Genomic DNA, 24,728 nt, shown 5'->3' on the forward strand with positions numbered 1-24,728 from the left:
GCTGCGGCCCCGTTCTTCTTATTATTACCATTCATCACTTGCTACGAGATTCACTATGAGCCAAAGTCAACCTCAGGTGCAATATCGCGACGATTATCAGCCACCTCATTACTGGATAGATACGCTGGATCTGGATATTCAGCTGCACGACAGCACCACTGAGATCGTGGCTATCAGCCGGGTACGCCGTAACGGTGACCACAACGAACCGCTGGTGCTGGATGGCGAGCAGCTGGAGCTGCTGTCGGTATCGATTAACGGCCTGGAAACTACACAGTTTGAGCAAGGGGCGGGAAGCCTGGTACTGCCTCAGGTACCCCAGGAATTTGTCCTGACCATCCGCAATCGTATCAACCCGGCTGCCAACACAGCGCTGGAAGGTCTGTATAAGTCCGGAGCGGCCTTCTGTACCCAGTGCGAAGCTCAGGGGTTCCGGCGCATTACCTATTACCTGGACCGACCCGATGTGCTGGCTCGTTTCAGCACCCGTATTACCGCCGACGCCAACGCTTATCCTTATTTGCTGTCCAACGGTAACCGTACCGGGCAGGGTGTGCTTGATGATGGCCGCCACTGGGTACAGTGGCAGGATCCTTTTCCCAAGCCAGCCTACCTGTTTGCGCTGGTAGCCGGTGACTTTGATGTACTGCGTGACAGTTACACCACCCAGAGCGGCCGGGACGTTTCTCTGGAAATTTTTGTCGACAAGGGCAACCTGCACCGTGCCGGCCATGCCATGGACAGCCTAAAGGCCTCCATGCGCTGGGACGAGCAGCGCTGCAATCTGGAATATGACCTCGATATCTACATGATAGTAGCGGTGGACTTTTTCAACATGGGGGCAATGGAAAACAAAGGCCTTAACGTGTTTAACGCCAAGTTTGTGCTGGCCGATACCCAGACCGCTACCGATAACGACTACCTGGATGTAGAGCGGGTGATCGGTCACGAATATTTCCATAACTGGACTGGCAACCGGGTAACCTGCCGGGACTGGTTTCAGCTTTCCCTGAAAGAAGGCCTGACGGTATTCCGCGATCAGGAGTTCTCCTCCGATCTGGGCTCTCGTACCGTTAACCGCATCAGCAATGTACGCATTATGCGCGGTCCTCAGTTCGCCGAAGATGCCGGCCCCATGGCGCATCCCATCCGCCCCGATGCGGTGATTGAGATGAACAACTTCTACACCCTGACCGTGTATGAAAAAGGCTCGGAAGTCATTCGCATGCTGCATACCCTGCTCGGGGAGCAGGCGTTCCAGGCTGGTCTGGCACTGTATCTGCAGCGCCACGATGGTCAGGCTGCCACCTGTGATGATTTTGTGGCTGCCATGAGCGAAGCCAGCGGCCGCGATCTGACCCGCTTTAAGCGCTGGTATGGCCAGTCGGGCACGCCGGTGCTGACGGTACGTGATGAATACGATGCCGCGAGCCAGTGTTATACCCTGAGCGTACACCAGCATACACCGCCCACCCGGGAGCAGCCTGAAAAGCTGCCCCTGCATATTCCGCTGAGTGTGGCACTGTATACCGAGCAGGGCGAGCCTGTTTCTCTTCAGCTTGACGGTAAGCCGGCGAATGCCGTGCTGGATGTGCTGGAAAGCGAGCAAACGTTTGTGTTTGAGCAAGTGCCGTCCCGTCCGGTACCGGCTCTGTTGCAGGGGTTTTCTGCCCCGGTAAAGCTGGATTACCCCTATACCGATGAGCAACTGGCATTGCTGGCCCGGGTAAGCCTGGACGAGTTTATTCGCTGGGACGCGGTGCAAATGCTGATCAACAATACGGTTCGCCATAACATAACGCTGTTGCAGCGACACCAGGCACCGGTGTTGCCCCGCAGCCTGCTGGATGTGTTCCGCTGCACCCTGGAAGATACTGGCATGGACAGGGCACTCAAGGCAGAAATGCTGACGTTGCCCGATGTGAATAGTCTGCTGGAACTGTTTGAGCAGGCAGACATCGAGCAGCTGGCCCGGGTTCGTCATCAGCTGGCACAGGAGCTGGCTGATTCCCTGCTGCCGGCCTGGCAGCAGACCTACGAAGATAATCTGACGCCGGAGTACCGGATTGATCATCATGACATGGCCCGTCGTGCTCTGAAGAATACTGCACTCGGCTATCTGGCCCTGAGCGGAGATGAGCAACGGGTCGCAGCTCAATATGATCATGCCGATAACATGACCGACAGCCTGGGCGCCATGCGCGCTGCCGTACGTGGCGAGCTGGATTGCCGGCACCGGATGCTCAGCGACTTTGAGCAGAAATGGCGTGAAGACGGCCTGGTGCTTGACAATTGGTTCCGTCTGCAGGCCACGGCTCCCGGTGCTGACACCCTCTCTCAGGTACGAGAACTGATGCAACACCCGACGTTCAGCCTGAGCAACCCTAACCGGGTCAGGGCGTTAATCGGTGCTTTCTGCCAGGGTAATCCCGAGCAGTTTCACCGTCTTGATGGCACCGGTTATGATCTGCTGACCGAGGTCCTGATCCAGCTGAATGACAGCAACCCTCAGGTGGCCTCCCGCCTGCTGACACCGCTGATCCAGTTCGGCCGGCTCGATGATGCCCGCCAGAGCCTGATACGCTCGCGGCTACAACAACTGATGGGGCTGCCAGACTTGTCACGGGATCTGTTTGAAAAAATCAGCAAGGCTCTTGACTGATGAAACGGCTACGCTTTCGGCTGGCTATTTCTGCAGCCGAATTGCAGTACTACTATGCCGGCCAGGTGTCGGCATTAACGGTGATGACCGAGCAGGGGCTGCGTTTGCAGCTGCCTCTGCATCATTTACGCCGTTTTGTAAGCCATGGCGGTCTGAACGGCCGGTTTGAAGTGGTGCTGAATGATCATAATGCGCTGCAACAACTGGAACGAATATAGTCTGACAACTATCCATTTGCGGCTGGCGGTGAAGAAGGGCTTCGCCGTTTTGCCATGCAACACAATACATCATCATTTAAATATTCCTTTTTATGGAATATAAATTCATAAAACCCCATTAACATTTTGCATATATTCTGTACATTAGTGATCGTTGCGATATTTTTAATATTCTTGTTCCGCTAATACCTCGCTTTCCCGTTTCAGCAGGCATACACTGAACATCATTCCAGTGGGTCTGTCTTGTCCCATTGGTACCTCTTCTTCTCCATGGTCAGCCTGCTCATGAGGAATCCGATACCATGACTCTTAATGCAAGCACCTCTGTATTACTTGAAAACGTTGCACAATTGGTTAGTGAAAAATTTCCCGAAAAAACCGCCGCACTGGTGCAGACGTTTGTCTGCAAACTGTACAGCGGGATGACCTACGACGATTTAAATCACCGTAACGACAGCGATCTGTACGGTGCCGCGATTAATCTGTGGAACGACTTTGAAACCCGGCCCGACGACCAGCCCCATGTTCAGGTCTATAACCCGACACTGTCCCGTCATGGCTGGCAATCACCTCATACCATTGTTGAACTGGTGCTGCGTGATGCACCGTTTCAGGTAGACTCCATTCGCATGACCCTGAACCGCATGGGCATCACTTCCCATTTGATGTTGCATCAGCCCATGCACCTGGTACGCGATAAAGATGGCCGGCTGGAGCGCATTCTCACCAGTCAGGACAAAGCCGGACAGAACTGTGCTGAAACCGCCTTCTTGATTGAAATTGATCGGCAGCCCGATCAGAACAAGCGGGAGCAATTACGCGATGAGTTGCTGTCGGTTGTAGAAGAAGTAGCCCTGGCCGTCGACGACTGGCAGCCCATGGTCGATACCCTGAGCGGGGTCATTGATTCCCTGCCAAAGCAGGTCAAGCATCATGAGCAGCAGGATGTACAAGAGACTTTGTCTTTTCTGCGCTGGGTAGCGGATCATAATTTCACCCTGATGGGCTATCGCCGCTACCATATTTCCGCGATTGAAGGGGATTATGAACTGGTGCCCGACCATGACACCAGCCTTGGCCTGATGCGCAATATTCAGCACAGTGACGGCCTGCGCTTGAGCACGCTGACGCCGACGGCACAACAGGAAGCCTTAAGTAAAAACATTCTGGTGCTGACCAAAACCAATCATAAATCCCGGGTACACAGACCAGCCTATATTGACTATATCGGCGTTAAACGCTTCGACAAGAAAGGCAATGTGATCGGTGAAGATCGCTTTATCGGTCTTTATGCCTCCAGCATTTATAACACCAGTGCCATGCAAATCCCGCTGATCGGTGAAAAGCTGAAGCGTATTATTAATGCTTCGGGCCTGGAAGCCGGCTCTCACGCCTATAAGGCCTTGCTGAACATTCTTGAAACCTATCCCCGGGATGAGTTAATCCAGGCGCGGGAAGACGAATTGCTGGATATCGGCATGGGTGTGCTGGGCATGCAGGAGCGGGACATGACCCGGCTGTTTGTGCGCCGGGATCTGTTTGGTCGTTTCTTTTCCTGCATGGTGTATGTGACCAAAGATCGCTATAACACCGCCCTGCGTGAGAAAACCCAGCGTATTTTTCAGCGTTATTTCGGCTCGGAAGAAGAAGTGGAATTTACCACCTACTTCTCGGAAGGAGTACTGGCCCGCACTCACTATCTGATCCGCGTGCAGAACAACACCATGGACATTAATGTGAATGAAATTGAGTCTAACCTGATTGAAGCGGCCCGCAGCTGGGACGACAAACTGGAATATGCTCTGTCGGCAAGTTTTGGCGAGGCAGAAGGTAACCACCTCAAGAATAAATATCATCAGGCATTCCCCCGTGCCTATACCGAAGATGTGATGCCGGGCACTGCCGTGGCCGACATTGAACAGCTGGAAGCCCTTAATGATGATAACCGCCTGGGGCTGCTGTTTTACCGCGCTCAGGAGCAGGCCAGGGATTCCAACCGGGTGCGCCTCAAGCTTTATCACCGGGCGGAGCCCATTCACCTGTCAGATGTGTTACCCATGCTGGAAAACCTGGGGTTGAGGGTCATTGGTGAAACCCCCTATGAAGTGGACTGCGGCAACGAAACCTTCTGGATCCTCGACTTTTCCATGCTGCACCCGCGCGGGCCGCTGGAGCTGGATGCCAGCCAGCAGCGTTTTCAGGACGCCTTTGCACAGATCTGGAATAACCAGCTGGAAAACGACGGCTTTAACCGTCTGGTGCTGGCCACTCAGCTGACCGGCAGGGAAGTGAGTGTACTGCGTGCTTATGCCCGCTATATGCGCCAGACCGGTGTTACCTTCAGCCAAAGTTATATTGAAGAAACGCTGTATCGCTACCCGCACCTGTCGTGTCTGTTGTTCCGTCTTTTTGAACAGCGCCTGTCACCGGCTCATAAGCAAAGCGATAAAAAGCTGCATGCACTGCACCAGGATCTGCTTGAAGAACTGGATAATGTCGCCAACCTGGACGATGACCGTATCATTCGCCGTTACATGGAAATGATCGAAGCGACCCTGCGCACCAACTTCTATCAGACCACGGCCGAGGGCGGCGACAAGGAGTATGTTTCCTTTAAGATGGCCCCCGAGTCCATTAGCGACATGCCGTTGCCCTTGCCCAAATTTGAAATATTTGTGTATTCACCGCGGGTGGAAGGGGTTCACCTTCGCTGGGGCAAGGTCGCCCGGGGCGGTTTGCGCTGGTCTGATCGCCGCGAAGATTTCCGCACCGAAGTACTGGGTCTGGTAAAGGCACAGCAGGTGAAAAACACCGTCATTGTGCCCGTGGGGGCCAAGGGTGGTTTTGTATGCAAACAGTTGCCGGAAGGGGACAGAGCCGCTTTTCTGAAGGAGGGTCAGGACTGTTACCGGCTGTTTATTCGTGGTCTGCTCGATGTGACCGACAATATCGTTAACGGAGAAGTAGTTCATCCCGTCAAGGTTGTTCGCCACGACGAAGACGATTACTACCTGGTTGTGGCTGCCGATAAAGGCACCGCCACCTTCTCGGATATTGCCAACGGCATCAGCGCCGAATATGGCCACTGGCTGGGCGATGCATTTGCCTCCGGCGGCTCTGTGGGATACGACCACAAGAAAATGGGCATCACCGCCAGGGGAGGCTGGGAGTCGGTGAAGCGCCACTTCCGCGAGTCCGGCATCGACTGCCAGACAACCGATTTTACCTGTGTCGGCATTGGTGACATGGGCGGAGACGTATTTGGCAACGGCATGCTGTGTTCACCGCACACCCGTCTGGTCGGTGCCTTCAACCATCTGCATATCTTTATTGATCCTGAGCCGGATGCAGCGGCCAGCTTTAAAGAACGCCAGCGTCTGTTTACCACGCCCGGTACCACCTGGGACGACTACAACAAAGAGCTGATTTCTGAAGGCGGTGGTGTTTTTGCACGTTCAGCCAAGTCGGTGAAACTGTCACCCCAGATGAAAAAGCTGCTGGGCACTCAAAAAGCCACGCTGACCCCGACCGACGTTATCCGCCACCTGTTGATGGCCCAGGTCGATCTGATCTGGAACGGCGGCATCGGCACCTATATCAAGTCGCGTCATGAGACCGACACCGATGTCGGCGACCGCGCCAATGACGCCGTACGGGTTAACGGTGAAGATCTCCGGGCCCGAATTGTGGGTGAGGGCGGTAACCTGGGTTGTACCCAGCTGGGACGTATTGAGTACGCCAGCAAAGGTGGCCGTATCAATACCGACTTTACCGATAATGTGGGTGGTGTGGATTGCTCCGATAACGAAGTCAATATCAAGATCCTGTTGAACAAGCTGGTGGCCGAGGGTGAGCTGACCAAAAAGCACCGCGACGAGCTGCTGTTCGACATGACCGACAAGGTCGCCGACATCGTGTTGACCAATGCCTATCGCCAGTCCCAGACGATTTCCATTACTCAGCACCGGGGAGCCCAGGCGCTGAAAGAGCACCAGCGCTTTATGCACTGGCTGGAACGGGAAGGCAGACTGGATCGCGCCCTGGAATATCTTCCCAATGAGGAAGAGCTGGCCGAGCGCATGGCTGCCCACCGTGGTCTGACCCGGCCCGAGCTGGCGGTACTGGTGGCCTATGGAAAAATGGTGCTGAAGGATATGCTCAATATTCCTGAAGTCACCGATAATGATTACATTGCCCGTTTGCTGCCGACCAGCATGCCGGAAAAATTGGTGTCCCGCTTTGGCGAGGCACTGATGCAGCATCCCTTGCGCCATGAGATTATTGCTACCCGCCTGGCCAATATCATGGTGAACGACATGGGCTGCAACTTTGCCAACCGCATGCTGGATGAAACCGGTGCCGGCATCGGCGATATCGCCATCAGCTTTATGATTGCCCGGGAAGTGTTTGGCATGGATCAGCTGCTGCGTGATATTGAAGCCTTGGACAACAAGGTGCCGGCCCAGCTGCAACTGCAGATGTTCTATCAGTGCCGGCGCATGGTACGCCGGGCCACCCGCTGGTTCCTGCGTAACCGTAATCGCAACCTGAGCCTGGAAGACACCATTGCTCAGTACAAACCCGCGTTTGATACACTGAGCGAACATCTGTATGAAGTGATGGTAGACAGTGAAGTGGCCGAGCATAAAGCAGAGGTAGCAACACTGACGAAACAGGGTGTGCCTGAGTCACTGGCTGCCCGTATCAGCCATATGAGCTCGCTGTTCTCGGCACTGGATCTGGCTCAGATCAGCCATGAGCATCAGCAGGGCATTCAGGCTGCGGCCAAAGTGTATTTCCACCTGGGAGCGGCACTTGAACTGCACTGGTTCCTGGAGCAAATTAACCAGCAATCGGTGGGCAATCACTGGCAGGCCCTGGCCCGGGCATCATTCCGTGAAGATCTGGACTTCCAGCAGCGCAGTCTGGCATCGGTGGTGCTTAAAAACTGTAAAGAAAAAGGGGAATGCGATACCATGCTCGACCAGTGGCTTGATGAGCATGAGCAGCTGCTCAACCGTTGGCGGCATCTGCTGGCAGACTTTAAAACCTCCAGCAGTTACGAGTTCGCCCAGTTCTCTGTCGCATTACGCGAACTGAACCTGCTGCATCTCAATTGTGTGAACGCCGCCTGATAAGCGGCCACAACAAAAGCCCCGGCCTGTCCGGGGCTTTTTTATAAGGAACGAAAACGTGTACTCCCTGGTAAAACCTTTTCTTTTTCAATGTGATCCCGAACATATACACGAGCTGACCATCAAGACGCTGGCCAAGACTCAGCGCACACCACTGGAAGCCTTGTATCGTCGCCGGCCAGTGAGCAACCCCACCAAAGTGATGGGCTTGACCTTCAGTAATCCGGTCGGTCTGTCCGCCGGCCTGGACAAGAACGGTGAATGCATTGACGCGTTTGCCGCCATGGGCTTTGGTTTTGTGGAAGTAGGTACCGTGACGCCCCGGCCTCAGGATGGCAACCCCAAACCCCGCTTGTTCCGGGTACAGCCGGCGGAAGGCATTATCAACCGCATGGGGTTTAACAATAAAGGCATTGATTACCTGATCGAAAACGTAAAACAGGCGCGTTATAACGGCATTCTTGGGATCAATATCGGAAAAAATAAAGATACTCCCATCGAGCATGGCAAAGACGATTACCTTATCTGCATGGAAAAGTCCTATGAGCATGCCAGCTATATCACTGTGAATATTTCTTCACCCAACACGCCGGATCTGCGTTCGCTGCAATATGGTGATGCCCTTGATGATCTGCTCGGATCATTAAAGGAAAAGCAGGCAGAGCTGGCTCAGAAACATCATAAGCAGGTCCCGCTGGTAGTAAAAATTGCCCCGGATCTGGATGAAGCGGAAATAGAGCAGATTGCCGACAGTCTGGTGCGTTTTAATATTGATGGTGTTATTGCCACCAATACCACACTGGACAGAGAGCTGGTCTTCGAGCTGCCTCATGCTCATGAAGCCGGAGGTCTTAGTGGTCGCCCGGTGCAGAACAAAAGTACACAGGTCATTGCCGAGCTGTCTCGCCGGCTGAATGGCAAGTTGCCCATCATTGGGGTAGGGGGCATTGATTCCCTGACGGCCGCACGGGAAAAAATGGCGGCCGGCGCCAGCCTGGTCCAGGTTTACTCCGGATTTATTTACCAGGGACCTGCATTGGTGCAAAATCTGGCCCGTTATCTCTGATAAATTGAATAATTAATTGCCCCTGGTTGCCAATTTCCTTATATAGTGAAAGGACTAGGGGAATTTATAATCTTCACAAGGTGTGTGAATGCTGCTACAACCAAACGACCACTGGTGCTGGTTTGTCGGCAAAGACCGGCACCTGATGCTGGATCTGGGAGAGGAGATGTTGTTTTCCACTCCCTATCAGCAAAAACGACTGCTTTGCGCTGACGATATGCACCAGAGCTTTTCGGTGGAGGATACCGGGCTCTACTATACCTTTCTCGATAAACTCAGCTGTGTGGCAACCCCATCGCGGCGGGTTCAGGCTGCCCTGAACGGCGTGGCCGTCGCCCGTTTTTACAAGCCGTTGATGCCCCAAAGCTGGTTTTTTGAACCGCAGGCTGATTATCATAAACCACAACTGGGTGAACTGATTGGCCTGGAATGCAGTGAGCGCCATCTGACCATGATGGTGGTGGAAACCTCACCTGCAGCCTCTCTGTGCATTTCACTATCGGCAGATGTTGAGCTGAATGAGTCTAAAACACTGCCCGTGTTTGGTGCCATCAAGGTAATGAACGACAGATTGTTCAGCCTGGAAGGAAGCTTGGCAGAGGAAATACGCCGGGTCGGCTGATGCCGGCCAGCATAATCTGGATCTGATAAAAAGGGAAATATACTAAAAGAAGAGGGCACCGGATTGGTTGCGGGAGCCGGATTTGAACCGACGACCTTCGGGTTATGAGCCCGACGAGCTACCAGGCTGCTCCATCCCGCGGCCGGTGAAATATCAAGTTGCTTATCAGTTGGTTGCGGGAGCCGGATTTGAACCGACGACCTTCGGGTTATGAGCCCGACGAGCTACCAGGCTGCTCCATCCCGCGCCGATAACTGATAATGCTTGTGTGTCGCTGGTGTTAGCCGATTGGTTGCGGGAGCCGGATTTGAACCGACGACCTTCGGGTTATGAGCCCGACGAGCTACCAGGCTGCTCCATCCCGCGGCCGGTAACACTACAACGTACACATCTGAGAACTGGTTGCGGGAGCCGGATTTGAACCGACGACCTTCGGGTTATGAGCCCGACGAGCTACCAAGCTGCTCCATCCCGCGTCCTCAGGTGGTGCATAGTAGTGATCCGCTTCACCAAAGGCAAGCCCTTGTTTGAAACTTTATGTTGTTCGCTCAACAAAACAGCGATATGTTCACCTGTTGCTCGTATTGCGGTGTTTTCATGCAGTGCTCACTGGAGGTAATCCATTAATCCGGAGAAATCACTACCTTACTAATGTATAATGCGGCCCTCTCATTTCTTACCATGCGTGATTATGCTGCCGTTTTTTGCTACCTGCCCCAAGGGCTTGGAATCCTTACTCTCAGACGAACTGCAAACCCTTGGCGCCAGCCAGGTTCAGGAAACCGTGGCCGGCGTGTCCTTTCAGGGCAAACTGGACGTGGCTTACCGTGCCTGTTTATGGTCGCGACTGGCTTCGCGCATCATGTTGCAACTGGCCGACTTTCCCATGCGCGATGACATGGACCTTTATCTCGGCGCCAGCAACATTGAATGGGAAAAGCACATCCAGGAAGGGCAGACCTTTGCCGTAGACTTTTCCGGCAGCAACCGTGCCATTACCAATACCCAATATGGTGCACTCAAGATAAAGGACGCCATTGTTGACCGCCTGAGCAAGCGCAGAGGGGAGCGGCCGAATGTTGACAAGCGCTATCCCGATATCCGCATTCTGGCGCATTTAAAGCGTGAGCGTGTCAGCATTACGCTGGACTTGTCCGGTCCGGCGTTACATCAGCGCGGCTATCGTCAGCAGGCCGGCGAGGCACCATTAAAGGAAAACCTGGCCGCAGCCATTTTGCTGCGCAGTGGCTGGGATGCCAAACGGCCGCTGCTTGACCCTATGTGCGGTTCCGGCACCTTGCTGATAGAAGCGGCTCTGATGGCGGCGGATCAGGCACCGGGCCTGTTGCGCCCGCGTTTTGGTTTTATGGCCTGGTCTGGTCACGACCGGGAGCTATGGCAAAGCCTGCATGCCGAGGCCACCGTACGTGCCACCCGTGGTATGAATAAGGCCGAGGCGGTGATCTATGGATTTGATCAAGACAGGCGAGTGCTGGAGTTCGCCCGGGAAAACGCCGGAGCAGCCGGTGTTGAACATCTGATTAACTTTACTCAGGGCGCACTGAGTGAGCTGACTAACCCGAGTGAACAGCCGGGCTGGGTTATTTCCAACCCGCCCTACGGTGAGCGCTTGAGCGAGTTTCCGTCCTTGCTGGGCCTGCATCAGGGGCTGGGCGACACCCTGCGTGCGCAATTCAAAGGCTGGCATGTCAGCCTGATCTCCAGCTCCCCCGAGCTGCTCAGCTGCCTGCGTCTGCGTCCGGAAAAAACCTATAAGCTGTTTAATGGTGCCCTGGCCTGTGAGCTGCGTAACTACGCCATTGCAGAAGACGCCAAACCGGCACGGCCACTGGCAGAGGACTTCGCCAATCGCCTGGCCAAAAATATCAAGGCGCTGGACAAGTGGGCCCGGACAGAAGGCATTGACTGCTACCGTCTGTACGACGCGGATTTGCCGGAATACAACGCCGCCATCGATCGGTATCAGGATCATCTGGTTATTCAGGAATACGCGGCACCAAAGAGTGTTCCCGAACACAAGGCTCGGGCCCGTTTCTTTGATCTGGTCCAGGCGGCCATGACGGTGACCGGCGTACCTGGCAGCAAGGTAGTGCTGAAAGTCCGTGCCAGGCAAAAGGGCAGAGAGCAGTATGAAAAGCTCGACAAGCGCGAGCAGTGGATGGAAGTGCAGGAGCACAATGCCCGTTTGCTGGTCAACCTGCATGATTACCTGGACACTGGTTTGTTTCTGGATCACAGACCCATTCGCAAACGCCTGGGTGAGCTGTCCAAGGGCAAGGACGTACTAAATGTGTTTGCCTATACCGGCAGCGCTACTGTGCATGCGGCCCTCGGAGGTGCGCGCTCTACTACCACAGTGGATATGTCAAAAACCTACCTTGGCTGGGCTGAGCGTAATATGCAGCTGAATGGCATGACCGGTCGCCGTCACCAGTATGTGCAGGCCGACTGCCTGAACTGGCTGGCCAAATCCGGCGACGATTTTGATCTTATTTTTGCCGATCCGCCGACCTTCTCCAACTCCAAACGGATGGAAGACAGCTTTGATGTTCAGCGGGATCACCTGGAATTACTGCATTTACTGAGCAAGCACCTGCGCAAAGGCGGTTTGCTGGTGTTCTCCAACAATAAACGCAACTTTAAAATGGACATGGACGGACTGGCGGCCCTGGGGCTGACCGCGAAAGACATTACCCGTGCAACCTTGCCCAAAGATTTTGCCCGTAATCCGCAAATTCATAACTGCTGGGAAATCCGCTGGAGTGAGCAATGAGTCTGACGCTGTTTTCCACGGATGGCTGCCACCTGTGTGAGCAGGCCTGGCAGCTGTTTGAGCAGACCGGGCTTGACGCCAATGCCGAGATAAAAGACATCATAGATAATGAGCAGTGGCTGGAGGCTTACCGCATTCGTATTCCGGTGGTACAGCGGGCAGACGGTGCCGAGCTGGACTGGCCTTTTACCGCTGACCAACTTATTGCATTTAATCAGGAAAATTCATGAGTCTGTTAACCTTGCAAAATGCCCTGCTGGCCTATGGTGATGCACCATTGCTGGATGGAATTGAGCTGAATATTCAGGCCGGTGAGCGGCTGTGTATTGTTGGCCGCAATGGGGCCGGCAAGTCGACCCTGATGAAAGTGATCGCCGGTGATATCCAGCTGGATGACGGCCGTCGCCAGGTGCAGCAGGATGTGGTGATTGCCCGGCTGGAGCAGGATCCGCCTCAGGCCGATGACGATCAAACCGTGTTCGATTATGTATCCGCCGGTCTGGCTGAACTGGGGGAGTTACTGGCCCGTTACCATCATCAGCTGGAAAAGGTCAGCCACGACAGCTCTGAAAAAGCCATGAACGAGCTGATGCGACTGCAAGAGCAGGTAGAGCACGCCAATGGCTGGCAGTTTGATACCCGCATTAATCAGAGCCTGACCCTGCTCGGACTGAACGGTGATACCCGCCTGCAGGACCTGTCCGGTGGCTGGCTGCGCAAGGTGGCACTGGCCCTGGCGCTGGCCAACGATCCGGACATTCTGTTGCTGGATGAGCCCACCAACCACCTGGATATTGACGCCATTGCCTGGCTGGAAAGCTTCCTGATGGACTTCCGTGGTGCCATTGTGTTTATCAGCCACGATCGGGCCTTTATCCGCAAAATGGCTACCCGGATCCTCGACCTTGATCGGGGCAAGCTCTCCAGCTGGCCCGGCAACTACGACGATTATCTGATCAACAAGGAAGAAGCGCTGCGGGTAGAAGCTGAACAAAACGCCCTGTTCGATAAGCGCCTGGCTCAGGAAGAAGCCTGGATCCGTCAGGGCATCAAAGCCCGGCGCACCCGCAACGAAGGCCGGGTGAGGGCACTGAAGGCCTTGCGCACCGAACGCAGTCAACGCCGCGAAAGCCTGGGCAAGGTGTCCGTCACCCTGGATGATGTGCGCCGCTCGGGCAAAATCGTGTTTGAGGCCGAAGAGCTTGGCTTTGAATATGAAGGCAAACCACTGATCCGCCAGTTCTCTGCCATGGTACAGCGCGGCGACAAGATTGCGCTGGTTGGTCCCAACGGCTGTGGCAAGAGTACCCTGATAAAATTATTGCTGGGCCGCATTGATCCTCAGCGAGGCACCCTGAAGTGTGGTACCAAGCTGGATGTGGCGTATTTTGATCAGTATCGGGAACAGCTTGATCCCGAGCGTTCGGTCATGGATAACCTGGCCGATGGCAAGCAGGAAGTGGAAGTCGGTGGCAGAAGCCGCCACGTGCTGGGCTATTTGCAGGACTTTTTGTTTGAGCCCAAACGTGCCCGGACACCGGTAAAGGCGCTCTCCGGCGGGGAGAAAAATCGTCTGTTACTGGCCCGGCTGTTCTTGAAGCCCAGCAACCTGCTGGTGCTTGATGAACCGACCAACGACCTGGATGTGGAAACCCTGGAACTGCTCGAAGAGCTGCTGGCAGACTATCAGGGCACGCTGCTGCTGGTCAGTCATGACCGGGATTTTATCGACAATACTGCCACTCATTGCTGGACCTTTGAAGGCAACGGCCGTATCGACGAATACGTTGGTGGTTATCAGGATATGCAGGCCCAGCGGGTACGTCAGCCAGAGCCGGTACCGGTAAAAGCGGAACAAGCCGCACCGGCCAAGCCGCAAAAACCGAAAGCCACGCCGGTTAAAAAGCTGTCTTATAAACAACAGCAGGAGCTGAATAGCCTGCCGGCCCGCCTTGAGCAGCTGGAGCAACAGATTGACAGCCTGCAGCAAGAGATTAATGGCCCGGACTTTTTTGTGCAGCCTGAAGCGGTTACCCAGGAAAAACTGCAACAACTGGCAACAGTGGAAGGCGAGCTGGAGCAGGCCTTTGCCCGGTGGGAAGAGCTGGAAGCACTCGCTGAAGGTTAAGTCTGCCCTTTAATGATATTGGTTAAGAGAGATGCCGGCACCGCCGGCATTTTTTGGCCCGGTTATCAAAGCTGCCATACTTCATACCTTCAAAGTGATCAATATCACACTTTTTCTATCTGAATTTTCATAAAAACTTCATAAATATCAGTCGCTAATATGAAATCATGGTCTATGCTCAAAAATTAACCCTTGAGATGTCCGGCAAACTCATCTATCAATTTAAGTGCGGCAGGACGATGTAGGCCGCGCACTTTTTGTTGATTAAAAGAGGGTGATACCTATGAAGAGACAAAAACGTGACCGTTTGGAAAGAGCGCGTACCCGCGGTTACCAAGCTGGAGTCAGTGGACGTTCCAAAGAGCAGTGCCCCTATAATGATTTTGACGCCAAAGGCCATTGGCTGGGGGGCTGGCGAGATGCCATGGAAGACAAGGGTTCCGGCCTCTTCATCAAGTAACTAACAATATTCATCATCAACAAAAAAGGCCCCGCATGTGCGGGGCCTTACTGTTTCGGCAAGCCATTATCAGAAGGTGGAGGTGTCGGTAAACAGACCCACTTTCAGATCTTTGGCTTCGTAAATGGGACGACCATCTACTTCTACCACGCCATCGGCAATACCCATGATCAGCTTGCGCCAGATCACCCGCTTCAGGGTGATTTTGTAGGTTACCTTTTTGGCGGTAGGCAGGATCTGGCCGGTAAATTTAACTTCACCTACACCCAGTGCACGGCCTTTACCTGGGCCGCCTTTCCAGCCCAGGAAGAAACCCACCAGCTGCCACATGGCATCCAGGCCCAGACAACCCGGCATCACGGGATCGCCGGGGAAATGGCAATCGAAAAACCACAGATCAGGGGTGATATCCAGTTCGGCCACAATTTCGCCCTTGCCGTGCTCACCACCTTCATCGCTGATATGAAGAATACGATCCATCATCAGCATGTTGGGGGCGGGCAGCTGGCTGTTACCGGGGCCAAACAATTCGCCCTGGCTGCAGGCCAGCAGTTCTTCTCTGGTAAAGCTGTGTTTACCCAGTTCTTTTTGTGAAGGCATTTCACTCTTCCATTTATCATCGGGCATACACTGCCCGGGTGTAAAATTGGCGTCACTTTAGCGAACAGCTGTGCGCCCGACAAGTCCGATTTGTTATCTACGCAGTAATCTGTGCCAAAAACTGCTTTCTACAGTATGGCCGTTTAAGTCGTCCAGACGTTCACGGATACGGCCAAACAGCGTATAGGGGTCGTCCACCTTGCCCGCTGCACAGCCCATCAGCAGGGCGATGGCGTCTTCCACCCGGGCCACCGGATAGATATGAAATTGCCCTGCAGCGACAGCACTGGTCACTTCATCAGACAGGTTCAGCTGCAGCCGGTTACTGGCCGGGATCAGCACTCCTTGTTCACCTGTCATGCCCTGCAGCCGGCACAGCCGGTAGAAGCCCTCAATTTTTTCATTAACACCTCCCACCGGCAGGACGTTGCCAAACTGATCCACCGCGCCGGTAATGGCAAAATGCTGGTAAATAGGCTCTCTGGCCAGAGCCGACAGCAAGGCACAAAGCCCGGCAAGTGCAGCACTGTCGCCATCAATTTCATGGTAAGACTGTTCAAATACCAGGTTGGCCGACAGCGGTGACGGATGCTCGGCGCCAAACAGATTGGCCAGGTAGCCATGAATAATCATCATCGCCTTGGCATGAATGTGACCGGCCAGATCTGCCTTGCGCTCAATGTCAGCCACATCACCGTCGCCCAGGTGCACCGTCGCGGTCAGCCGTACCGGCTCACCAAAGTCATAAGGGTGTCCGGCAATCTGGATCACTGAGAGGCCGTTTATCTGACCGACTTCACGCCCCTGAGTCTGCATCAGATACTGCCCGTCACGCACACCTAAATCCGATTGCTCTACCAGGAAGTTCAGCCGTTGATCCTGCTCTTGCTGAGCCAGCTGAAGGTGTCGTTCACTGATCAGCGCGCTATGTTCCCGGGCAGCAATCACATCCGCCAGCTGCATCATGGCAAGCAAGTGTGCTTCCACCAGCGACAAACGGTGCTGGTGCTCGGTAATGCGGCTGCCATAACGGCACAGCCGGGCCACGGCACCGGCATCCATATCGCGCAGACCGTGCTTCTGGCACAGATGAGCCAGATAACCGAGATAGGAAGGCAGGTCGGCTTCTGCATCCCATTCGGGAATAATGTCGGCGCGCAAGAAGGCGAGGGTATCCAGCTCTCGATCCAGCATATGCAGCTCTGCCACAGCCAGGCGATCGCCCACCAGAATAAGGTGTACATCCAGCGGAGGTGGCTCGGGCTGAAAGTAAAAGGCGGCCATCTCCGGCGGCCGGCTCCATTCTATCCGCTGTGTGGCCAGGGCATTTTTAAGGCGAAACCACAGATTCGGCTGCACCAGCAGCTCTTCAATGGGCACAATTAAATAGCCGCCATTGGCCTGATGGATTAGACCCGGCTCCAGCAGATGATGATGGCTGAATACCGAGCCCTGTTCGGTCTGGAAGTGAATGGCACCAAACAGCTGCTCGGGAGTGAATTGCCGGGCATGCACGATGGGAATGTGCTCATCGTGGCGGTGTACCATCAGATTAATCAGTACGGGATGACTGAAGCCGCCGCCGGCAGCCACATGCTGAGCCAGAGCCGACAGATAGTCAGCAACTTTTTCATCCTGCTCCTGTTTTTTGAGGATCCGCTCAACAATGTGCTCGGCTTCCAGGTGACGGGAGCTCAGCTCCAGCAGCTGTCCCACCAGCTCGCAGAACTCGATGCCGGTGCCGGCTTTCAGTCGTAACCAGACCGGCTTTTGCGGATGGTGCAGATTTTCGGCATAACAGAGGTCAAACAGATCCGCATGATTGGCATGCTGTTTCACCAGATCCTGCACCAGCTCTTCCACATCCAGGCCGGAAAAGCCGTTCATCAGCAAAATGGGATTGACCGCATTAAGCCCGGACAAGGTAGCAAAAGCCGAGTCGGCCCGTTGCTGCAATGCGCTGAAGGGCAGGGGATCCGCGTCTTTTAAGGTGGTCAGTTCGGGTAACGAAAATGCAGGGGCCAGCTCGGCCGGGCTCAGTGGGTGCACTGGTTAACTCGTTCTAATGGTTTATGGCCGTCAGTATACTTCAGCCGTGCTTATGTTACAGCCTGAGCGTTGATAATCCTGCCGTTGCGCGGCACGAAGTCCGCTGATGCCAATGCCGAGCCCCTTATGTTTTACCGCGCTCATCAGTGCTTCGGCCAGCATGTCAGGGGTCAATGGCGCGCTCACATGCATGACAAAAGGCGGAGCCAGGGCCTGCGTACTGTTATCCATAATATGGATATCGTGTGTATTGAGCAGACTCCAGCTGTGAGCATCAATCGCGGCCAGATCGGCCTGGCCTGTTCTCAGGTATTCCAGACTGCGAGCATGAGCACCGCTGATCACCACGGAGCCCGGGTCAATGTGATGCCGGCGAAGCCATTCATAAAGCGCAACACAACCTGAGCGTGAGCTGGGCGAATTCACCACCAGCCGTGGCCGTGCCGGCAAACGGGCATGAACAGTGACGATATGGCTATAGTAGTGACCGGGTTCGCAATCAAGGTGTGCAAAGACCGGCCGGGCTACCGGCTGAAGAGAGCGTGCCGCAGGTGTAAACAGATCCGGACCACAGCACTGACTGAGTACCAGCCCCGGACAGGCCCAGAGTTCCGCCAGCGGCATATTACGTTCAAGCTTTGCCGGCCACTCCAGATCTGAATGGCCGGCAAGCTCACTGCGCAGCTGCTGCCAGAAGGCATCGAGCCCGGTGCGTGCTGGTGGCAAGTCGTACCAGGGTAAGCTGGCTATCAGCCGCAAAATGGACTCCGCATATCATTCACACAAGGTGATGAAGTGTACCAGCCAGCACCGGCAAGTAAATAAACGGCTGTTTACGTTAATTTGGCAGCATAATTATCTGAGCTTATGGATGCAGGCCCGGTAATTTTTGAGACAAACCAGCATAAAATACTACCATTGAAGTTTACGATAGTTTTTCCTGCACACTGGAGACCTTATCGGCCATGGTCTGATCACGATCGTTACGGGTGCTCAGTTTGATATGGCTGGTAATGCGTACGGCACCGGCATCGTGCAACTCATCATGGCAGCGTTTCACCGCCGCCATCACTTCATCCCATTCACCTTCAACATTGGTACCAAAACCGTGCATGGTATAAGTGAGGCCGGCTTCATCAAAAATTTTCTGACACCTGGCTACATAGGGCGACACCGACAAACCAACGCCACCGGGTGAGACCATGATATCCATCAGCACGTACATAACAGCTCCTTGAGTAAACGAGTAAGATACATGGCCATTCGAGCCCGAATGAACTAGGCCAGCAAGAGCCAGATGCCAGCTTTGATGTGGCCAGATCCTGGTTTTATCCGCCATACATAAAACTTCGCATAATGTATATTATGTTAAATAAAGTATTCAGAAAGCCTGATGTCAGGCCTTGGCAACGGTAACACCCACCCTGTCGTTACTGTCATCCATCCCGCAACCGATCCAGACGTTTGTTGGCAGCACTTTCATGACGCTCTGTTTTGCCGGTATGCAGATATTGTGACGTGGTATCGATGCTGTCATGGCCGGCATCGGCTTGCACATGAGACAACGGCCGGCCGTTGTAATTGATGTCGTGGGTAATGCCGGTGTGGCGAATACCGTGCACCGTGAGTGTGCGCATCTCACTGGCATCCTGGTCAAAGCCATCCGTCATGGCGGCATCGGCGGCGGCGGCCAGCAGCTCGTTCAGCAGTTCGCGCAGCTGACGAATTCCCAGGTTGGCGTTGAGCAACCCTTGATCCCGGCCTCGCCCGGCAGCCCGGTGGCGAACAAACAGTGGTGTGACTTCGCCGGGTGCCGGCAGCAGAGACAGCCCAAGGTGGGTACGATAGCGCTGCAATGCTTCAAGCAGCTCACGGGAAACGGCCACGGTGCGCTTTTTGCCACCTTTACTGACAGGAATGTAGAAACTCCAGATCCCGGTTTTCGGATCCCGCCGGAACTGACCCATCACCGGTGAAAAACCCGGCCGGGCTGCCACTTCGGAAATCCGCAGGTAACAGCCGTACATCAGAGATACCAGAAACAGGGTCCGCTCATGACGTTCTGGATTGCTTTCTGCCAGCGTGTGGGCTGTATTCATCACATAGGACCATTGCAGATCAGTAAATACCCGTACTTCATCTTCTTCAAACAGATTGGCCGACACGGCAACCGGTGCACCAAAGCGGCTATGGCGCATCCACATGGTGGCCGGGTTACGTTCGGTCACTTCTTCATTAATAAGGTAGGCATAAAATGAAGACAGCACCGCCATTTTGGTTTTCAGCGCCTTGTCACTGAGCCGGTACGGTTGCTCGGTGCCATCGCTCTTTTTTCCGAGAAACGGCCGCCACAACGGATTGGGCCGGCGCTCGCCCAGCTCCTTGTCGACGACAAACTGGGCCACATTACGATAGGCAATCAGCGCCCTCGGTGGTGCCAGACAATAGTCCACATACCGGTTCATGGTACGCCGGCTCACATCCACCGGCGAAACCTGCTCCACCTCCAGGCACCAGTGTAAGAAAGTAGTCAGCTCGCTGCGATAGGTCTTGTAGTTGTTCTCGCTGTGACGGCTTTCCAGCAGCCATTCCATCGTGTGCTCATAAATGAAGGCAGCATCGGGTACCCGATTCAGGGTCAACCAGGCAATGTGCTGGTTAACAGCGGCATTACCCTCTTCCAGAAACTGAGGGGAGTCGAACAGCGGAAAAACCGGTGGTACGTCCATAAAAAACAAAGTCGGAAACAGTTGTGCGGGGATAATGCCGATAAATCCAGTTATCGGCAATGAGTCTTATGATTTCAGCATTAACACCGCCCTCGCCCTAGGAACCTGAAACAATAAAAGCCGGCCAGAAGGCCAGCTCAGATGATACTACATCTCCGGCATACGAGGGTCCCAGAGCCCGTGTTCCAGCCCCTGCTCGTAGGCCATGCCTTCGGGAGCACTTACCAACTCCAGCTGCAGGCCCCAGGGAGCCAGAAAATAGACCCAGGTCAGCCCCGCAGCCGGCCCTTCGAAATAGGGGGCCAGCTCATCATAACTTATCGGCCAGTCGAGTACATTGGCACCCTTGACCTCACCGTAAACGCTGCGGGTCTCGAAGTCGTGGGGTAAAAAGCGCAGGGCCAGACCAGAGAAATGCATGGTAGATCCTCCCACTCCCTTGACGATCCAGGCCGGCAGGTTGGGATAGGTGTCGGTATGATGCCAGCCGCCGGCGGAAATACGCTTGTCCAGCCATGAAATTTTCTTGAACATGGCCCACTCGTCGTTTTCGAAGTCTGCCCGGGTAAAATGTTTGCCGGCTTCGAGGATCACCACGTTAACCCCTTTTTTGGTCAGTTCGTCGGCCAAAGTACCGCCGCCGGCACCCGAGCCGATGATCACCACCACGCTATCGTCGTCCAATGAGAAAGTTGCGCTCATGGGTTCTCTCCTTGATTTTTTACGCTAAGGTCAACGCCGGATCAGACGTTGTGTTCCAGCCAGTCAATATCGTCGAAACCACGGTTGACGTACCCCCCTTTCTCCCAGGACGACCCCTCGTAGCCGAACAACGGCCATACTTCCTTGTTATCGTATAAGCCGGTAACAAGGTGCCCCTTCAGCTTCTGAAAGAAGTCACCGTGCTCAATCACATAAAGCAGGCCGATCCGGTCGCTTTCCCTTTCCAGTTCGGCGTAGGTTTGCTTAAAGCGCTGGAGAGCCAGGCGATCGAGTGTCATTATCCCATCAGCCAGCAGGCGCTTGAGCCGGTTGTCCGTCGCCGCCTGCGCTTCCAGTGGCATGAGTGCCTGCAGGTAGTAACGATCTTCAATATGATCGTGCGGGAAAATATCCCGGGCCAGGAACAGTAAAGTGCTGCCCGCCTCAGCACCGAGTACCGTGAACTCCCCTGCCAACGCGCGCCGCACCGGAACGGTCAACGCCGTGGTGGCAAGAGCGCCTGTTCCCAGGGCCACCATGCTCCCCAGGGTCAGAAAGCGGCGACGAGTCAGGCCGGCAGCGTCATCACTGAGGGTTACCCTGACAGGGATCTGTGCAGTTTTATCCTTCATCTTGTTCCTCCATGAAATCAGATGCTTGTCCCAGCCGCTGATACAGGGTTCGGCTCAACAATGCCATGGCACTGTGCCCGGGTTTCAGCCCCATCAAGCGGGAGACAGTCACGTGCCGGTCTTCCCGTACCCGCCGGGGTTGGCGGCAGTAGCGGTAAAAGTCATTGGTCAGCCGGCATAACTCGCCCTCGTCCTCATCGCAGAGGATGGCGGCATGGGCCAGCACCGCCTGGGCCTCCAGCCCCTTTACCTTGCGCCACCTCTGGGCGGTGCCGGCAAGTTTGCGGCCGTCCACCACCAGGTTGTAGTCGCCGTCGCAGAAGGCCCCGGGTACGGCACCGCAGTAGGCATCTATGCCCATATCCGCCAAGGCCGCGAGCAGCGGCTGGCAGAAACGCTGGTAGGCCTGCCCAATGGCCCCGGGGACAGGATTGAGGATGAACACCATGGCCACGTTGAGCAGATGCGGGCTCTGCACCGTAAGATCTCCTCCGGTCTGGCGCAGCACCAGGGGCCAGCCGCGCCGGGCCAGACGCTGGCCGGCTAGTTCGAAGCCTGGTAGCCTGCTCGATGCGGTGGGCACCACCAGGCCACGGCGGCTGCGCCAGAGCAGGAAGCCGTAACCCCGCTCGTTCCGTACCACCCGATCCAGCAACTGCTGCTCCCGGGCCAGTCCCTGCTCCGGGAGCAGCAGCGGCGGCAGTCCATTGGGAAGGTCATCAGGCTTGGGCTGGCTCATCGAGTTCTCCTTCCAGCAACCGGCACAGGGTATCGAAGAAGGCGGCAGCAGGTCCGCCATCCACCGCTCTGTGGTCGAAGGTAAGTGACAGCCCCATCAGGGAGCGCACACAGATCTCGCCGTCGCTACCGACTACCGGCACCTGTCGGGTTTCGCCGATACCGAGGATAGCCAGCTGCGGCAGGTTGACCACCGGGGTAAAAAAGCGCACCCGCGACCGGCCCAGGTTGGTAAGGGTGAAGGTGCCGCCAGTCATTTCATTAACCGACAGCCTGCCAGCCCGGGCCCGGGACACCAGCGCCTTGCGTGCTGCAGCCAGTTCAATGAGGCTCAGCCGTTCAGCATCGAACAACGCGGGAGCCACCAGTTGGGTATCACTTAGAGCCATGGCGAAACTCAAGTGCACTGCGCCATAGTGCAGGATCTCGTTGCCTTCCAGCCGGCCGTTGAGCAGCGGATGCTGCTGCAGCGCCCGAATCAGGCTGTGGGCCAGCAGATCCTCCAGCGACACCCGGATACCCGCCTCGGCCAGGGCCGCCTTGTGCTCCAGCAGGGCGGTGACGTCACACTCCCCCTGGTGGCTAAGCTGGGCTGCTTCGTCCAGACTTTTGCGCATGGCGCCGGCGATCATGGCGCGCATGCCTCTGAGCGGGGTCCGGCGAATGTCAGCAACTGCCGTCGTGGTCATGATGCATCCTCCAGTTCGGCAATCTGCTCGCCCTTGGCAACCACCTCATCTGTTTCCTTGAGGATGCGCAGGCGACCAGCCGCCGGGGACAGGATGTCATGCTGTATTTTCTGCACCATGATCTCGGCCACCACCTGGCCGGCCTCGACCACATCGCCGTCGGATGACAGCCAGGCGGTAATCACGGCGTCATCGGTTTCCTCCCAGAGATCATGGGGGATAAGTATGGTGTGGCTCATGCTTGTTGCTCCTGCATCAGTTGCCGGCAGGCCTGGGCGACCTTGTCAGTATTGGGCAGCGCCCATTGTTCCATCGGCGGGGTAAAGGGAATGGGAATGTCGGGAAAGGCCACCCGTTTTGGGGGAGCCTTCAGTACCAGACCCTGCTCGGCAACAGAGGCGATGATCTCTCCACTCATCCCGAAGCTGTGGTAGTCCTCGTCTACTACCAGCAGCCGGCCAGTCTTGGTCACTGAAGCCAGCACAGTGTTACGATCCAGCGGCACAAGTGCACGCAGATCGACTACCTCGGCACTGATACCCTCCTCCTCCAAGAGACGAGCCGCCTTCAGGCCGTGATGCACCCCGGAGATAATGCCGACAATGGTAACGTCACGGCCTTCGCGCACCACAGCTGCCTGGCCGATGGGCACCTGATAGGCCTCCTCCGGCACATGAACAATGGCGTCCTTCTCAGTACCGAGCCAGCCCATCCCTTGCAGCGCCTTGTGAAACAGGAACACCACCGGGTTGTTGTCGCGGATGGCAGCGATCATCATCCCCTTGGCGTCGTAGGCGTTGGAGGGAGCCACCACTTTCATTCCCGGCAGGTGAGCAAAGGTGGCGTGTAGACACTGTGAATGCTGCCCGGCGTCACTGTAGCCACCGCCGGTAGAGGCCATCAGCACCATGGGCACCGGGATCTTGCCGCCAGAGAAGTAAGTGTTTTTAGCCATCAGGTTATAGATCGCATCCATACAGACCCCAAAGAAGTCGACGAACATCAGCTCGACGATGGGCCTCATTCCGTCGGAGGCCGCCCCTACGGCGGCGCCGATAAAGGCGGTTTCCGAGATGGGGGTGTCGCGTATCCGCTCCGGACCGAACTCGTCATAGAGACCACGAGTGTTGCCGAATACCCCGCCGAGCGGACCTATGTCTTCCCCCATCACGAACACGGAGGGATCGGTGCGCATCTCCTGCGCAATGGCCTCAGCCATCGCCCGGGCGATGGTCAGTTTGCGTTCCTTGGTAGCAGTCATGATACGGTTCCTTCTGTAGCGTAGTCCCGACTGGGGCTCACGATGATCTTCACATTACGATCCTTGTTGTGTACCAGCTCCTCGAAGCCCTGCTCGATGATATGATCGAGTGGGATACGCAGGGCAAGATTACGAAAGCCCCAGCCCTGACAGGACTTGCGACAGGTAAGCGGTATTTCGACTTGCCCGTTTTTGTTTACGTTTGATACCAGCCTTGAAGCTGGTATCACTGTTCAGGGCATT

The 24,728-nt window shown here is 55.4% G+C and carries 20 protein-coding genes and 4 tRNA genes; 9 read left to right on the top strand and 15 right to left on the bottom strand.

Annotation, left to right across the window (positions count from 1 at the left end):
- The first annotated feature begins 55 nt into the window (after positions 1 to 55).
- The 5 genes from pepN to B6S09_RS17010 all read left to right on the top strand — a co-directional run bounded on the left by pepN (position 56) and on the right by B6S09_RS17010 (position 9,703).
- Entirely contained in the window at positions 56 to 2,662 is a 2,607-nt protein-coding gene (gene pepN / locus B6S09_RS16990) for an aminopeptidase N (RefSeq protein WP_094279685.1), read from the top strand.
- Positions 2,662 to 2,880: a DUF2835 domain-containing protein gene (locus tag B6S09_RS16995; RefSeq protein WP_094279686.1), complete on the top strand. Its 219-nt coding sequence runs from the start codon at positions 2,662 to 2,664 to the stop codon at positions 2,878 to 2,880. The genes pepN and B6S09_RS16995 overlap by 1 nt, the downstream gene beginning before the upstream one ends.
- A 302-nt stretch (positions 2,881 to 3,182) precedes the next feature.
- Positions 3,183 to 8,015 carry an NAD-glutamate dehydrogenase gene (locus B6S09_RS17000; RefSeq protein ID WP_094279687.1) on the top strand — a complete coding sequence of 1,611 codons (4,833 nt, stop codon included), beginning with the start codon at positions 3,183 to 3,185 and terminating at the stop codon, positions 8,013 to 8,015.
- A 58-nt stretch (positions 8,016 to 8,073) separates the two neighbouring features.
- Complete coding sequence (pyrD, locus tag B6S09_RS17005) at positions 8,074 to 9,081, top strand: quinone-dependent dihydroorotate dehydrogenase (protein WP_094279688.1); 1,008 nt, start codon at positions 8,074 to 8,076, stop codon at positions 9,079 to 9,081.
- Positions 9,082 to 9,169: 88 nt separating this feature from the next.
- Positions 9,170 to 9,703: a cell division protein ZapC gene (locus B6S09_RS17010; protein WP_094279689.1), complete on the top strand. Its 534-nt coding sequence runs from the start codon at positions 9,170 to 9,172 to the stop codon at positions 9,701 to 9,703.
- 64 nt (positions 9,704 to 9,767) lie between these two features.
- On the opposite strand, the gene B6S09_RS17015 is transcribed toward B6S09_RS17010, so the two are convergent.
- The 4 genes from B6S09_RS17015 to B6S09_RS17030 form a co-directional block, all read right to left on the bottom strand.
- A tRNA-Met gene (locus B6S09_RS17015) sits at positions 9,768 to 9,844 on the bottom strand.
- 29 nt (positions 9,845 to 9,873) lie between these two features.
- Positions 9,874 to 9,950 (bottom strand) — tRNA-Met (locus B6S09_RS17020).
- Between the two features lie 42 nt (positions 9,951 to 9,992).
- Positions 9,993 to 10,069, bottom strand: a tRNA-Met gene (locus B6S09_RS17025).
- 33 nt (positions 10,070 to 10,102) lie between these two features.
- Positions 10,103 to 10,179, bottom strand: a tRNA-Met gene (locus B6S09_RS17030).
- 215 nt (positions 10,180 to 10,394) lie between these two features.
- Here B6S09_RS17030 and rlmKL point away from each other — a divergent pair.
- The 4 genes from rlmKL to rmf all read left to right on the top strand — a co-directional run bounded on the left by rlmKL (position 10,395) and on the right by rmf (position 15,085).
- The gene (rlmKL, locus tag B6S09_RS17035; RefSeq protein ID WP_094279690.1) at positions 10,395 to 12,497 is read left to right on the top strand and encodes a bifunctional 23S rRNA (guanine(2069)-N(7))-methyltransferase RlmK/23S rRNA (guanine(2445)-N(2))-methyltransferase RlmL; all 2,103 of its coding nucleotides are present in this window, start codon (positions 10,395 to 10,397) and stop codon (positions 12,495 to 12,497) included.
- A complete protein-coding gene (locus B6S09_RS17040; protein WP_094279691.1) occupies positions 12,494 to 12,727 on the top strand; it encodes a glutaredoxin family protein in 234 nt (77 codons plus the stop codon). The genes rlmKL and B6S09_RS17040 overlap by 4 nt, the downstream gene beginning before the upstream one ends.
- A complete protein-coding gene (uup, locus tag B6S09_RS17045; protein WP_094279692.1) occupies positions 12,724 to 14,625 on the top strand; it encodes an ATP-binding cassette ATPase Uup in 1,902 nt (633 codons plus the stop codon). The genes B6S09_RS17040 and uup overlap by 4 nt, the downstream gene beginning before the upstream one ends.
- Before the next feature lie 283 nt (positions 14,626 to 14,908).
- Positions 14,909 to 15,085 (top strand): ribosome modulation factor, encoded by a 177-nt coding sequence (gene rmf, locus B6S09_RS17050; protein ID WP_014292547.1) that lies wholly within the window; start codon positions 14,909 to 14,911, stop codon positions 15,083 to 15,085.
- Between the two features lie 69 nt (positions 15,086 to 15,154).
- Here rmf and fabA read toward each other — a convergent pair whose 3' ends face one another.
- The 11 genes from fabA to B6S09_RS17105 form a co-directional block, all read right to left on the bottom strand.
- Positions 15,155 to 15,685 carry a 3-hydroxyacyl-[acyl-carrier-protein] dehydratase FabA gene (fabA, locus tag B6S09_RS17055; protein WP_208321795.1) on the bottom strand — a complete coding sequence of 177 codons (531 nt, stop codon included), beginning with the start codon at positions 15,683 to 15,685 and terminating at the stop codon, positions 15,155 to 15,157.
- A 93-nt stretch (positions 15,686 to 15,778) separates the two neighbouring features.
- The gene (locus B6S09_RS17060) at positions 15,779 to 17,734 is read right to left on the bottom strand and encodes an AAA family ATPase (RefSeq protein ID WP_094279694.1); all 1,956 of its coding nucleotides are present in this window, start codon (positions 17,732 to 17,734) and stop codon (positions 15,779 to 15,781) included.
- A 30-nt stretch (positions 17,735 to 17,764) separates the two neighbouring features.
- Positions 17,765 to 18,493 (bottom strand): PhnD/SsuA/transferrin family substrate-binding protein, encoded by a 729-nt coding sequence (locus B6S09_RS17065; protein ID WP_094279695.1) that lies wholly within the window; start codon positions 18,491 to 18,493, stop codon positions 17,765 to 17,767.
- A gap of 166 nt (positions 18,494 to 18,659) precedes the next feature.
- Positions 18,660 to 18,959 carry an MTH1187 family thiamine-binding protein gene (locus B6S09_RS17070; protein WP_094279696.1) on the bottom strand — a complete coding sequence of 100 codons (300 nt, stop codon included), beginning with the start codon at positions 18,957 to 18,959 and terminating at the stop codon, positions 18,660 to 18,662.
- Between the two features lie 211 nt (positions 18,960 to 19,170).
- The gene (locus tag B6S09_RS17075; protein WP_094279703.1) at positions 19,171 to 20,463 is read right to left on the bottom strand and encodes a tyrosine-type recombinase/integrase; all 1,293 of its coding nucleotides are present in this window, start codon (positions 20,461 to 20,463) and stop codon (positions 19,171 to 19,173) included.
- 147 nt (positions 20,464 to 20,610) lie between these two features.
- Positions 20,611 to 21,165, bottom strand: coding sequence for an NAD(P)-binding protein (locus B6S09_RS17080; protein WP_166670365.1), 555 nt, complete (start codon positions 21,163 to 21,165; stop codon positions 20,611 to 20,613).
- A 41-nt stretch (positions 21,166 to 21,206) separates the two neighbouring features.
- Positions 21,207 to 21,797: a gluconate 2-dehydrogenase subunit 3 family protein gene (locus tag B6S09_RS17085; protein WP_208321794.1), complete on the bottom strand. Its 591-nt coding sequence runs from the start codon at positions 21,795 to 21,797 to the stop codon at positions 21,207 to 21,209.
- On the bottom strand, positions 21,787 to 22,536 hold the full coding sequence (locus B6S09_RS17090) for a lipoate--protein ligase family protein (protein WP_166670364.1): 750 nt from the start codon (positions 22,534 to 22,536) through the stop codon (positions 21,787 to 21,789). The genes B6S09_RS17085 and B6S09_RS17090 overlap by 11 nt, the downstream gene beginning before the upstream one ends.
- Complete coding sequence (locus B6S09_RS17095; RefSeq protein WP_094279698.1) at positions 22,517 to 23,224, bottom strand: 2-oxo acid dehydrogenase subunit E2; 708 nt, start codon at positions 23,222 to 23,224, stop codon at positions 22,517 to 22,519. Before B6S09_RS17095 ends, B6S09_RS17090 begins: the two co-directional genes overlap by 20 nt.
- The gene (locus B6S09_RS17100; protein WP_094279699.1) at positions 23,221 to 23,463 is read right to left on the bottom strand and encodes a biotin/lipoyl-containing protein; all 243 of its coding nucleotides are present in this window, start codon (positions 23,461 to 23,463) and stop codon (positions 23,221 to 23,223) included. The genes B6S09_RS17095 and B6S09_RS17100 overlap by 4 nt, the downstream gene beginning before the upstream one ends.
- On the bottom strand, positions 23,460 to 24,485 hold the full coding sequence (locus B6S09_RS17105) for an alpha-ketoacid dehydrogenase subunit beta (RefSeq protein WP_094279700.1): 1,026 nt from the start codon (positions 24,483 to 24,485) through the stop codon (positions 23,460 to 23,462). The genes B6S09_RS17100 and B6S09_RS17105 overlap by 4 nt, the downstream gene beginning before the upstream one ends.
- Positions 24,486 to 24,728 lie beyond the last annotated feature (243 nt).

The organism is Oceanimonas baumannii (assembly GCF_002245495.1).
In the GTDB taxonomy this organism is placed as follows: domain Bacteria; phylum Pseudomonadota; class Gammaproteobacteria; order Enterobacterales; family Aeromonadaceae; genus Oceanimonas; species Oceanimonas baumannii.